12 protein-coding genes are annotated in these 12,078 nt (G+C 72.2%); 2 read left to right on the top strand and 10 right to left on the bottom strand.

Annotated elements, in window-relative coordinates; genetic code table 11:
- Positions 1 to 8 precede the first annotated feature (8 nt).
- Positions 9 to 1,223 (bottom strand): PP2C family protein-serine/threonine phosphatase, encoded by a 1,215-nt coding sequence (locus O3X23_RS02710; RefSeq protein ID WP_269269426.1) that lies wholly within the window; start codon positions 1,221 to 1,223, stop codon positions 9 to 11.
- Between the two features lie 288 nt (positions 1,224 to 1,511).
- On the opposite strand from O3X23_RS02710, the gene O3X23_RS02705 reads away from it, so the two are divergent.
- Positions 1,512 to 1,871, top strand: a complete 360-nt coding sequence (locus O3X23_RS02705) for a YybH family protein (RefSeq protein WP_269269425.1) — start codon at positions 1,512 to 1,514, stop codon at positions 1,869 to 1,871.
- Positions 1,872 to 1,969: 98 nt separating this feature from the next.
- Here the strand turns inward: O3X23_RS02705 and pheT are convergent, their stop codons facing one another.
- From pheT to infC, 7 genes are all read right to left on the bottom strand, one after another.
- The gene (gene pheT, locus O3X23_RS02700) at positions 1,970 to 4,495 is read right to left on the bottom strand and encodes a phenylalanine--tRNA ligase subunit beta (RefSeq protein WP_269269423.1); all 2,526 of its coding nucleotides are present in this window, start codon (positions 4,493 to 4,495) and stop codon (positions 1,970 to 1,972) included.
- Positions 4,495 to 5,631 carry a phenylalanine--tRNA ligase subunit alpha gene (pheS, locus tag O3X23_RS02695; RefSeq protein ID WP_269269422.1) on the bottom strand — a complete coding sequence of 379 codons (1,137 nt, stop codon included), beginning with the start codon at positions 5,629 to 5,631 and terminating at the stop codon, positions 4,495 to 4,497. Before pheS ends, pheT begins: the two co-directional genes overlap by 1 nt.
- A gap of 123 nt (positions 5,632 to 5,754) precedes the next feature.
- A complete protein-coding gene (locus O3X23_RS02690; protein WP_269269421.1) occupies positions 5,755 to 6,885 on the bottom strand; it encodes a sensor histidine kinase in 1,131 nt (376 codons plus the stop codon).
- Between the two features lie 43 nt (positions 6,886 to 6,928).
- Complete coding sequence (locus tag O3X23_RS02685) at positions 6,929 to 7,792, bottom strand: TrmH family RNA methyltransferase (RefSeq protein ID WP_269269420.1); 864 nt, start codon at positions 7,790 to 7,792, stop codon at positions 6,929 to 6,931.
- A gap of 159 nt (positions 7,793 to 7,951) precedes the next feature.
- Complete coding sequence (rplT, locus tag O3X23_RS02680; protein ID WP_138354852.1) at positions 7,952 to 8,335, bottom strand: 50S ribosomal protein L20; 384 nt, start codon at positions 8,333 to 8,335, stop codon at positions 7,952 to 7,954.
- A 111-nt stretch (positions 8,336 to 8,446) separates the two neighbouring features.
- Entirely contained in the window at positions 8,447 to 8,641 is a 195-nt protein-coding gene (gene rpmI, locus O3X23_RS02675) for a 50S ribosomal protein L35 (protein ID WP_269269419.1), read from the bottom strand.
- A 108-nt stretch (positions 8,642 to 8,749) separates the two neighbouring features.
- Positions 8,750 to 9,496 carry a translation initiation factor IF-3 gene (infC, locus tag O3X23_RS02670; protein ID WP_269269567.1) on the bottom strand — a complete coding sequence of 249 codons (747 nt, stop codon included), beginning with the start codon at positions 9,494 to 9,496 and terminating at the stop codon, positions 8,750 to 8,752.
- Positions 9,497 to 9,894: 398 nt separating this feature from the next.
- On the opposite strand from infC, the gene O3X23_RS02665 reads away from it, so the two are divergent.
- Positions 9,895 to 10,248, top strand: coding sequence for a DUF1844 domain-containing protein (locus tag O3X23_RS02665; RefSeq protein WP_269269418.1), 354 nt, complete (start codon positions 9,895 to 9,897; stop codon positions 10,246 to 10,248).
- 72 nt (positions 10,249 to 10,320) lie between these two features.
- On the opposite strand, the gene O3X23_RS02660 is transcribed toward O3X23_RS02665, so the two are convergent.
- A complete protein-coding gene (locus tag O3X23_RS02660) occupies positions 10,321 to 11,109 on the bottom strand; it encodes an MIP family channel protein (protein ID WP_269269417.1) in 789 nt (262 codons plus the stop codon).
- 149 nt (positions 11,110 to 11,258) lie between these two features.
- Positions 11,259 to 11,993: an SseB family protein gene (locus tag O3X23_RS02655; RefSeq protein WP_269269416.1), complete on the bottom strand. Its 735-nt coding sequence runs from the start codon at positions 11,991 to 11,993 to the stop codon at positions 11,259 to 11,261.
- Positions 11,994 to 12,078: the final 85 nt, after the last annotated feature.

Raw genomic sequence — 12,078 nt, 5'->3', positions numbered from 1 at the left:
TCCCCACGTCAGTGGCGCGGCGTTCCCGACAGTGCGGCGCGACGGTGCCGCAGCGGGAGGGGTGCCGCCTGTCGGTGCAGGACGAGCAGGGCTATGTCGTCCGTCGGCCGTCCGCCGGTGTGCCGCAGGGCAGCGGCGCTCAGCGCGCGGGCGAGGGGTGCTGCGGCCACTGCGCCGCCGATCCGCGCGATGGCGGCCGCGGCCGCCATGGCTTCGGGGAGTGGGAAGAACGTCCCGGACGTGCTGCGGGCGTCCTGCAGTCCGTCGGTGTGGAGCACCAGTGCCTGGCCGGGCAGCAGCACGCCGTGGTGGGCCGGCGTTGCCCGGTCGGCGTCGTCCAGCAGGCCCAGCGGGGGCAGCGGCTCCCCCAGCGCGAGCGGCCGCGGCCGCTCGCCGTCCGCGTCGGGCCCGACCACATAGGGCTGCGGATGACCGCAGTTGACGCTCTCCAGCGTCCCGTCGTCGCCCAGCTGCACCAGCAGCAGGGTGACGAACTCCTCGGCGACCGGGTTCTGCGACTCGGCGTCCGCCACCGCCGGGTGCTCGGCGCACGAGCGCTGCCGCAGGTGGCGGTGGAGCGAGCGGTCCAGCCGGGCCAGCACCCCGGTCAGTTCCGGTTCGTCGTGCGCGGCCTCGCGGAAACCGCCGAGCAGCGCGGCGACGGAGTCGATCGCGGTCAGGCCGTGGCCCCGGACGTCGCCGAGCACCGCGCGCAGCCCGTACGGCGTGGCCAGCACCTCGTACAGATCGCCGCCGACCCGGGCGCCCTCGCTGGCCGAGAGGTATTCGCCCGCCACGGCGTAGCCGTTCACCCGCGCCGGCAGTGGCCGCAGCAGCACCCGCTGGGTGGCGACGGCGATCTCCCGGGTGCGTTCCAGCTCCGCGGTCATCCCCGCCCGGCGGCCGGCCATCCAGAAGCAGAGGCCCACCACGGCGAGGACCGCCACCGCGGTCCCCAGGCTCTCCTCCGCCTCGCGGGCACTCTGTCCCACGGCTTCGGACATCAGCGCGACGAGCGCCGTGGCACCGCTGGCCAGCACGCACTGCCGCCGGCCGCTGCCCACGCACGCGATGGCGGGTGCCACCGCCAGCGCCGGCAGCAGCCGCACCCCGGGCGCCACCGACGCGGCCGCCAGCACCAGCCCGCACCAGACGCCGGGCAGCACGAACAGCAGGACGGCCGGGAGGCCGGGCACCCCGGAAACTGCTCTGATACGGATCATCCCGCCGGCTCCCCCTCGCAGCCGTTGGCGCGGTGGGCGACGGTACGCCTCCACAGGAACGGGCCCCGCGTCGTGACCGATTCTGTCGATCCATACCTCACGCGCGACGGCCCGCCCTACAGAATCACTCGATCGAGCGAAGAAACCCCGTGCCACAGACAGGCGCTGACGCATAACGCATACTTCTGTCCCTCATACGATCTATGTCTTCGACTTCTGCCTCCGAGCGCCGCACCCTGAGAAGGAGGAACGCATCATCCGGCGAACGTCACGAGGAGGGCGAACACCATGACCACCACCCGAGAAGCCGCCGCACACCCCGAGGACCTGGCCCGGCTCTTCGTGGAGCGGGCGAACGCGGGCGACGCCGAAGGGGTCGCCGCGCTCTACGAGCCCGGCGCCGTGCTGGGATTCCCGCCCGGCAGCGAGACCGTCGGCCGGGAGGCGATCCGCGGCGTCATCGAGCAGCTGCTGCGGCAGGCACCGCGCTTCACGCTGGAAGACCCGTTGCCCACACTGGTCAACGGCGATCTGGCGCTGACCGCGACCCGCTCCGCCGACGGCACCGGCGGCCGCGCCCAGGTGGCACGCCGTCAGCCGGACGGCAGCTGGCTGCGCATCCTGGACCGGCCGGAATCCCGTGAGTAGGCCCGGGTTCGCGGCCCTTGACCGGGCCAGGACCGACGAAATGGGGCGCACCCGGAGATTCGGGTGCGCCCCATCGGCGTTCGGTCAGGCCCTGGCGCTCACGCGCCGCGCAGGACCGCGCCGGTGGCCGCGGTGGCCGCGGCGACGGCGGCGTCGCGGGCGGCGGTCGTCTCCTCGGCCGTCAGCGTGCGGTCGGCGGCCCGGAAGCGGAGGGCGTAGGCGAGGGACTTCCTGCCCTCGCCCACCTGCTCACCGGTGTAGATGTCGAACAGCCGCAGCGATTCCAGCAGGTCACCGGCGCCGGAGCGCAGTGCGGCCTCCACCTCGGCGGCCGGTACGGACGCGTCGGTGATCAGGGCGACGTCCTGCGTGGCCACCGGGAAGGTGGACACCCGGGGCGCCGGCACCGGACCGGAGGAGGCCCGCTCCACCCGGTCCAGGTCGAGCTCCATGGCGGAGGTCCGGTCCGGCAGGTGCAGCGCCTTGAGGACCCGCGGGTGCAGTTCACCGGCGTGGCCGACCAGGATCTCCTCGCCCTCCACGACGGCGAGCAGCGCCGCGCAGCGGCCCGGGTGGAACGGGGCGTGCTGGTCCTGGCGGACGATCAGCTCGACCCCGGCCTCGCGGGCGACGGTGCGTGCCGCCTCGACGGAGTCCGCCCAGCTCGCCGCGTACCCCTTGCCCCAGACGCCGGCCTGCTCGCGCGCGCCGGACAGGGCGACGGCCACCCGGCGCGGCTGCTCGGGCAGCGCGGCGTTCAGGGCCGCGATCTCCTCGTCGGTGGGCCGGCGGTCGACCGGCAGCCGCGGCGGCGCCGACTCGTCGCCGGTGGGGCGGAAGACCAGGCCGGTCTCGAACAGGGCCAGATCGTGCGCGCCCCGTCCGATGTTGCGGCGCAGCGTGCCCAGCAGCCCCGGCAGCAGCGTCGTGCGCATCGCCGGTTCCTCGTCGGAGAGCGGGTTGACGAGCTTGACGGTGCGGCGGCGCGCGTCGTCCGCGTCCAGGCCGAGCTGGTCGAAGGCGGCTTCGCCGAGGAACGGCGTGTTCTGCACCTCGACGTAGCCGGCGCCGGCCAGCGCGCGGCCGACCCGGCGGCGCAGCTGCTGCGATCCGGTCAGACCGCGGCCCGACGGCAGCTTGGGCAGCGTCGACGGCAGGTTCTCGTACCCCTCCAGCCGGATGACCTCTTCCGCGAGGTCGTTCGGGTCGGTGAGGTCCGGACGCCAGCTCGGCACGGTGACGACGAGCTCGTCGGAGCCGTAGACGTCGCAGCCGACCTCCTGCAGCCGGCGCACCACGGTCTCGCGGCCGTACTCGGTGCCCGCGACGCGGTCCGGGTGGTCGGCCGGGATGGAGATCGAGCGCGGGGCCGACGGGGAGATGACCTCCGTGACGCCCGGCTCCGCGGTGCCGCCCGCGAGCAGCACCAGCAGGTCGGCCGTGCGCTGTGCGGCGGCGGACGTGGCCTGCGGGTCGGTGCCGCGCTCGAAGCGCTTGGACGCCTCGGAGGACAGCTTGTGCCGGCGGGCGGTGCGGGCGATCGCGACCGGCGCGAAGTGCGCGGCCTCGATGACGACGTCGGTGGTGCCGCGCACCTCGCCCGTCGTCTCGTCGCGCACGGCGTCCGCGATCTCGGTGTTGGCGCCGCCCATGACGCCGGCCAGACCGATCACACCGCTGTTGTCGGTGATCACCAGGTCCTCGGCGTCGAGCACCCGCTTGGCGCCGTCGAGCGTGGTGAGCTTCTCGCCGGGCTGCGCGCGGCGGACGCCGATCGGGCCGTCGACCCGGGCCCGGTCATAGGCGTGCAGCGGCTGACCGAGCTCCAGCATCACGTAGTTGGTGACGTCCACGGCCAGGCCGATCGGCCGCATGCCGGCCTTCTGCAGCCTGCGCTGCAGCCAGATCGGCGAGCGGGCCTCGGGGTCGAGGCCGACCACGGTGCGGGCGGTGAAGCGGTCGCAGCCGACGGGGTCGCCCACCTTGACCGGGTAGCCGTAGGCGTTCGGCGACGGCACGTCGAGCAGCGCGGGGTCGCTCAGCGAGATCCCGTAGGCGATGGCGGTCTCGCGAGCGACACCGCGCATCGACAGGCAGTAGCCCCGGTCCGGGGTGACGGCGATGTCGAGCACCTCGTCGACGAGCTCCAGCAGCGCGATGGCGTCGGTGCCGGCCTCGTGCTCCGGCGGCAGCACGATGATGCCGTCGTGGTCGTCGCCCATGCCCAGCTCGGCGGCCGAGCAGATCATGCCGTGCGAGGTGTGGCCGTAGGTCTTGCGCGCGGCGATCTTGAAGTCGCCGGGCAGCGTCGCCCCGGGCAGCACCACGACGACCTTGTCGCCGACGGCGAAGTTCCGGGCGCCGCAGACGATCTCCTGCGGCTCACCGGTGCCGTTGGCGGTGCCGACGTCGACCGTGCAGAAGCGGATCGGCTTCTTGAAGCCCTCCAGCTCCTCGATGGTGAGGACCTTGCCGACCACCAGCGGGCCGGTCAGGCCGGCGCCGAGCTGCTCGACGGTCTCGACCTCGAGGCCGGAGGAAATGAGCTTGGCCTGGACGTCACGGCCGGTTTCGCCGGCGGGCAGGTCGACGTACTCCCGCAGCCAAGAAAGCGGGATCCGCATCAGATCTCCATCCCGAACGGAAGGGTGAAACGCACGTCACCCTCGATGATGTCTCGCATGTCCTCGATGCTGTGACGGAACATCAGCATCCGCTCGATGCCGAAACCGAAGGCGAAACCGCTGTACCTGCCGGGGTCGACACCGCACGCGGTGAGCACCCGCGGGTTGACCATGCCGCAGCCGCCCAGCTCGATCCAGCCCTCGGAGGAGCAGGTCCGGCAGGGGCGGTCCGGGTTCACGGCCGACTCGCCGCGGCACGCGAAGCACTGCATGTCCATCTCGGCGGACGGCTCGGTGAACGGGAAGTACGCGGGCCGCAGCCGGGTGGTGAGGTCGCCGCCGAACAGCGCCCTGACCATGTGGTCCAGCGTGCCCTTGAGGTCGGCCATGGTCAGGCCCTCGTCGATGGCGAGCAGCTCGACCTGGGCGAAGACCGGGGTGTGCGTGGCGTCCAGCTCGTCGGTCCGGTAGACCCGGCCGGGGCAGATCACGTAGACCGGCGGCTCGCGGTCGATCATCGACCGGATCTGCACCGGGGACGTGTGGGTACGCAGCACCACGCCGGACTCGGCGGCGTCCGTCTCGGAGCCGCCGCTCAGCGGCTTGACGAAGAAGGTGTCCTGCATCTCACGGGCCGGATGGTCCGGCGGGAAGTTCAGGGCGTCGAAGTTGAACCACTCGGCCTCGATCTCGGGGCCCTCGGCGACCTCGTAGCCCATGGCCACGAAGACGTCCTCGATCCGGTCCGAGAGCGTGGTGAGCGGGTGCCGCGCACCGGCCGGGACGCGGTCGTAGGGCAGCGTGACGTCCACCGCCTCCTCGACGAGCACCCGGGCGTCGCGCTCGGCCTCCAGCTCGGCCTGCCGGCCGGCCAGCGCCTTGTTCACCGCGCCGCGGGCCTGGCCGACGCGCTTGCCGGCCTCCGCCTTCGCCTGCGGCGGCAGCGCGCCGATCTCACGGTTGGCGAGCGCGAGCGGCGAGCGGTCGCCGGTGTGCGCCACCTTGACCTCGCGCAGCTCTTCGAGGCCGGCGGCCGCGGCGATGGCGGCGAGCGCCTCGTCCCGCATGCGCTCGATCTCTTCGGGTTTCAGTGCCTCGACCTCGACAGGGTCGTACGACTTGTTCGGTGCCGACATCTCTTCCCGTTCCGAATTGGGTGCTGTGAGCGGCCTGCCCGACCGGACACAAGCCAAGGGTCCGAGTCTACTGGGGCCGCGCTGATGGGCCGGTCACGCCCGTCGGACCGGAAGGGCCATGGCTCAGGCCATGAACGCCGGCGCCCCGACGGGCAGGATAAATCGGAACTGGGCGCCGCCGCCGGGAGCGCGGCCGACCGCGATCGTCCCGCCGTGCGCCTCGACGATGCCCTTGACGATGTAGAGGCCCAGGCCGGTGCCGCCGCGCTTGCTCCCCCGCCAGAAGCGGGTGAAGACGCGGCTCATCGACTCCTCGGGGATGCCGGGGCCCTCGTCGCTCACCGTCAGTGCCGTACCTTCCGCGCGGTCCTTGTCGGGGGCGCTCAGGAAGGAGGGCGCCAGCTCGATGGTGACCTGTCCTTCGCCGTGCCGCACCGCATTTTCCAGCAGGTTGCCGAGGATCTGGTCGATCTTGTCGGGATCCGCCCACAGGGCGGGCAGCGGCTGGGTGACGTCGATCCGGAAGCGCTCCCTGGACTGCCCGGCGGCCACGTGCGACTCCACGTGCCGCAGCACCATCGCGGCGACGTCGATCGGCTGCCGGCGCACCTCCAGGCGGCCGGAGTCGATCCGGGAGATGTCGAGCAGCTCCGCGATGAGCCGGGTGATGCGGTTGGCGTCCTGGTCGACGGTCTCCAGCATCAGTTTCTTCTGGTCGTCGGTGAACCGCTCCCACTTGGCCAGCAGGGTGGCCGTGAACCCCTTGACCGAGGTGAGGGGCGAGCGCAGCTCGTGCGCGACGGTGGCGATGAGCTCGGCGTGGCTGCGCTCCGTGCGGCGCCGCGCCTCGGTGCCGCGCAGGGCGACGACGAGCCGGCGGACCGGCCCGGTCGGGTGGGTGCGCACATACCGCGCGGAGACCAGCACCTCACGGCCGCCGGGCAGCAGCAGGTTCCGTTCCGGCTGGCCCACCCTGATCGCGAGCCCCTGGTACGGGTCGGTCAGCGACCACCAGCGGCGGCCTTCGAGGTCCTCCAGCGGCAGCGCCCGCTCGATGGGCGCGCCCAGCACGTCGGCCGGGTGCAGCGCGGTGATGCGGGCGGCGGCGGCGTTGAAGCAGATGACCCGGCCGTCCTCGTCCGCGACGACGAGTCCGTCGGGAAGGTCGTCGGGCGTCAGGCCGTACTCGCCCAGGCCCGCCGCCCAGTCCGCGAGCGTGGCACGCGTGGTGCTCCCGGTAGCCGCGACGTCCATCCCCGCACCCCCCTTCTCAGGGCTCCCCCGGGCCGCAACCCTACTAGCTGGATGTGACGGAGCGGCACCCTCCGGGCGCACGCTGCGCCCGGGCGGAGGCGTAGAGGCACACGGCGGCGGCCGTTGCGAGGTTGAGGCTCTCGGCCTTGCCGTGGATCGGAACGCGCACCACCTCGTCCGCGAGCGCGCGGGTCTCCTCCGGCAGGCCCCAGGCCTCGTTGCCGAAGATCCAGCCGGTGGGGCCGCCCATGGTGCCCTCGTCGAGTTCGGCGTCCAGGTCCCGTACCCCGGCTCCGTCGGCGGCGACCAGCCGCACTCCCGCCGCGCGCAGACCGGCCACGACCTTCTCGACGGGCACCCCGACGGCGACGGGCAGGTGGAAGAGGCTGCCGACCGAGGCGCGGACGCACTTGGGGTTGTACAGGTCGACGGAGGCGTCGGTGAGGATCACCGCGTCGGCGCCGGCCGCGTCCGCGCAGCGCAGCACCGTCCCGGCGTTGCCGGGGTCGCGGACGTGCGCGAGGACCGCGACCAGCTGGGGTCCCGACGCCAGGATCTCTTCGAACGGCGAGTCCAGGAAGCGGCAGATGCCGACGATGCCCTGCGGGGTGACGGTGTCGGAGATCTCGGCGACGACCTCGTCGGTGGCGGTGAGCACCGGGGCCCCGATCGCGCGCGCGGCCGCGACGATGCCGGCATGGCGCTCGGCGGCCTCGGGGGTCGCGTAGAGCTCGACGAGGGTGCGTCCGGCGGGGCCACCGGGGTGGCCGATGGCCTCCCTGACCGCCTGCGGGCCCTCGGCGATGAACCGTCGCTCCTTGCCGCGGAAGCTGCGCTTGGCCAGGCGGTGGGCCGCCGTGACACGCGGGGATCGCAAGGAGGTCAGCTCGGGCTCGGGGCTCGCCATGCGGAGTGCTCGCTTCTGGGGTGGATCCGGGAAGGTGGCGTTCGGCCGGACAGGCCCTGGGCGCGGGACAGCACACGGACCCGCAGGCTCAGCCTGCGGGTCCGGGGACTGCGGGGGGATCACTCGGGGCGACCCCGGCAGTACCCCGTCGCGTCGTTCTCAGGCGGCCTTGGGCGCGTTGACGTCCGTCGGCAGCGCCTTCTTGGCGACCTCGACCAGCGCCGCGAAGGCGTTGGGGTCGTTGACGGCCAGCTCAGCGAGGATCTTGCGGTCCACCTCGATGTTGGCGGCGTTCAGACCCTGGATGAGGCGGTTGTACGTCATGTCGTTCTGACGGGCAGCGGCGTTGATGCGCTGGATCCACAGCCGACGGAAGTCGCCCTTGCGCTTCTTGCGGTCGTTGAAGTTGTAGACCAGGGAATGGGTGACCTGCTCCTTGGCCTTGCGGTACAGGCGCGAGCGCTGACCGCGGTAACCCTTCGCCGCTTCGAGGATTGCCCTGCGCTTCTTGTGGGCGTTTACAGCCCTCTTGACGCGTGCCACTTGATAACTCCTTGTAGGGGACCGCGGGGGGACTCACGCGGGCCGAAAGCGATGGGATCCCGGTTGGACGTCGCGCCCCTCGGCGTCCTCACGGACGATGGGGCGCGGCTGTCACAGACCGAGAAGCTTCTTGATCTTCTTGGTGTCGGCCTTGGCCAGGACGACCGTGCCGGCGAGGCGGCGCGTCTTGCTCGACGGCTTGTGCTCGAGCAGGTGACGACGGCCGGCGCGCTCACGCATGATCTTGCCGCTGCCGGTGACCTTGAAGCGCTTGCTGGCACCGCTGTGCGTCTTGTTCTTCGGCATGTCGCCGTAGTCTCCTCGTCGCTGGCCCTCCCGTCCGCCACAGGTGCGGACGGAGAGCGTCAGTACTGTCTTCCATCCCGGAACGGTGCTCCGGGGTCCTACGCGGTCTCAGTTGCCTTCGACCGGCTTGTCAGCGGGCTTCTCAGCCTCGTCGACGACCGGCGCTTCGGCGGCGGGCGCCTCGGCGGACTCATCGGAAGCCTCGGAGTTCTCGACGGTGCCGTCGACGGACTCGTCCTGCTCCTCCGAGTCGTCGTCCGAGCCGTAGCCCTGACGCTCGGCCTTGCGGACGGCCGCTGCCTCGCGGGCTTCGGCCATCGCTTCGGTCTTCTTCTTGTGAGGACCGAGAACCATGATCATGTTTCGGCCGTCCTGCTTCGGATTCGACTCGATGAAGCCGAGTTCCTCCACGTCGGACGCCAGCCGCTGCAGCAGTCGGAAGCCCAGTTCGGGGCGGGACTGCTCGCGACCACGGAACATGATCGTGATCTTGACCTTGTCGCCCTGCTTCAGGAAGCGGACGACGTGGCCCTTCTTGGTGTCGTAGTCGTGCGGGTCGATCTTCGGCCGGAGTTTCATCTCCTTGATGACCGTGTGCGCCTGGTTCTTGCGCGCCTCACGGGCCTTCATGGCCGATTCGTACTTGAACTTCCCGTAGTCCATGAGCTTGCACACGGGCGGACGTGCGGTCGCTGCGACCTCGACCAGGTCGAGGTCGTATTCCTGCGCAAGCTCCAGGGCCTTGGCAAGCGGCACGATGCCGACCTGCTCACCACTGGGACCGACGAGTCGCACCTCGGGGACGCGAATGCGGTCGTTGATGCGAGGCTCGACGATGCGGGGCTCGGCGCTGATGGGGCCTCCTCGGTTGCACCACGCGGCCGCCTGGCGGACAGCCGCGTAACGTCTGGTCGTCCGACCCCTGTAACAGAACGCAAAAAACGCCCCATACAGGTCACAGGCAGAGCTCCTCAAAACCGGGAGCACCGCCACGGAACACCGCGGGGCGCATCGGGCAGCGCGTTCGGCCTCCGGGGGAAACCATCCACCGGAGAACGCTGCCTGACCGGACCCGCCAACCTCTCGGTCGGTCGGGTGGGAGATCGGAGCCTCCACTTGTGGGCCGGGCACAGGTGTGTCCGACCGGTCGATTTGCAAGCATACCAGTGACCTGGGGAAGCCCGTAATCGGCGCGCGGTACCCGACCGCACCCGTCGCGTCCCCCTGCCGGGCGGTCGCCTATCGTGAGGGCCATGAGTGACGAGAACGAGAGCCCCGACTTCGACGCGATGACCCGCGACATCGCGGACGTCCCCGCGGTCGAGGTCATCACCACGGTAGCGGTCCACCTGATGAGCGCGGCGGCCGTCAACCTGGGCCTCGCCGAGGAGGGTCCGGAACACAAGGACCTGGACGAGGCCCGGAAGCTGATCACCGCGCTGGCCGGCCTGGTCGCCGCCGGCGCGCCGGAGATCAGCACCTACCACGCCGCCCCGCTGAAGGACGGCCTGAAGTCGCTGCAGCTGGCCTTCCGCGAGGCCTCCCTGGTGCCGGACGAGCCCGGCCACGGCCCCGGCGAGAAGTTCACCGGGCCCGTCTACAGCTGAGCCCTCCAGCCGAGCCCTGCAGCCGAGGCGGGGGCACGGACGGGACCACCGGGGCGGCCGGGCGCGAGCGCGTCAGGTCGCCTTCGGCTTGTCCGGCCCCGGCTTGTCCGGCCCCGGGTCGTCGGCCACGCCGGCGGTCCGGTCGGCCAGGTCGTCCACCCGCAGGCCGCCGTGCCGGGCGGCCTGCGGCGGATGGGTCACGTGGTGCACCAGCGCCGCCAGCGCGCCGCCGATCAGCGGCGCCACGATGAACAGCCAGAGCTGCGACAGCGCCGCCCCGCCCGCGAACAGGGCCGGGCCGAGACTGCGCGCCGGGTTCACCGACGTACCGGTCAGCGGAATGCCGACCAGGTGGACCACGGCGAGCGCGAGGCCGATGGGCAGACCGTCGAAGCCGATCACGGCCACCTTGTGCGTGACGGCGAGCACCACGAACACCAGCAGGAACGTCAGCACCACCTCGACGACGAACGCGCCCCCGGTGTTGATGCCGACCGCGGACCGGCTGCCGTAGCCGTTGGTGCCGAACGCCCCGCTGGTCCGCAGCCCCGGCACCTGCTTGGCCACCAGGAAGAGCAGCGCGGCCCCGGCGATGGCGCCCAGCAGCTGGGCGATCCAGTACTCGACGGCCGTCCTGACGTTGATCCGCCCGGCGACCAGCATGCCGAGGGTGACGGCCGGGTTCACATGGCAGCCGGAGATCGGGCCGAACGTGTAGGCCAGCGCCAGCAGCATGAAGCCGAAGGCCAGGGCGATGCCGAGGGTGCCGATGTACTCCCCGGCCAGCACCGCGGAACCGACGGCGAAGAAGACGAGCAGCAGCGTGCCCAGGAACTCACAGGTCACTGTCCGCTTGTCCATGAAGCCTCCGTATATCCGTTATCGCCCGTATGCGTGCTTCATCCGCCCGCCCTCGCATTCTCTGTCCCTGGGGCGCATCGCACACTTCGGCGAACGGCGGAACGTGGCGCGGACGCCGACCGCCCGGCGGCCGGGCCGGGCCGGGTCGCTCAGCGCGCGAACAGCGGAGTGCCCGACACCTCGGCGTCCGCGCCCAGCAGTGCGAGGTCGAGCCCGCGGACCAGCCGGGCCCGCAGCACCTCGTCGGCGGAGAGCGCGGTCGCGATCCGCCGGGCCACCTCGGCCACGGCCGCGCCCTGGGCGAGGACCAGGCCGAGAGTGCCGTCCGAGTCGCCCGCCGGGGACAGGTACGCGCGCAGCACACCGGGTTCCGCGGCGACGGCCGCGCGCAGCGCGCCGAGCACCTCCGGATCGGCGAGCGGTTCCACGTGCTCGCGCCCCTCGGCCACGGCGCGCAGCGCCGGGCCGGTGAGGGCGTACGGGGCCGGTCCCGCCAGGTCGATCAGCAGGGTGTCGGCCTTCTCGTGCGCGAGGGCCCGCAGTGCCTGGTGCAGCGGTACGGCGACCGGGCGGGCGTCGGGGCGCCAGCGGGCGAGGGAGGCGACGGAGGTGAAGGCGGGCAGTGCCCGCCGTCCGTCGGCGGCCTCGATGGTGGGCACCGCCATGTCGCTGGTCTTCTCGCGGCGCAGGCCGTCGGGTCCGGTCTCGGCCTCCCCCAGGACGGCGACGACGGGCACCAGCAGCCGGGCGCCGGGGAGCGCGGCGAGGACGCCGGGCTCGGCCCGGCCGTCCGCGGCGTAGGCGGCGAGCGCGGCGGCCAGCGCCGCGTCGGCCGAACCGTCGTCGTCCGCGAAGCCAGGGTCGGGGATATTCTTGAGTGACACGCTGAGCAGCGTATATGGACCCGGCCGGCACCCGTTGGCGGCTGTGTCCCGGCGTCCCGCCCGTTTTCTTACGGGTTGTTCATCC

Source organism: Streptomyces sp. H39-S7 (genome assembly GCF_027158205.1).
In the GTDB taxonomy this organism is placed as follows: Bacteria; Actinomycetota; Actinomycetes; order Streptomycetales; family Streptomycetaceae; genus Actinacidiphila.
Note: the sequence above shows the minus strand (reverse complement) of the source record. Positions and strands in the feature narration are given on the sequence as shown.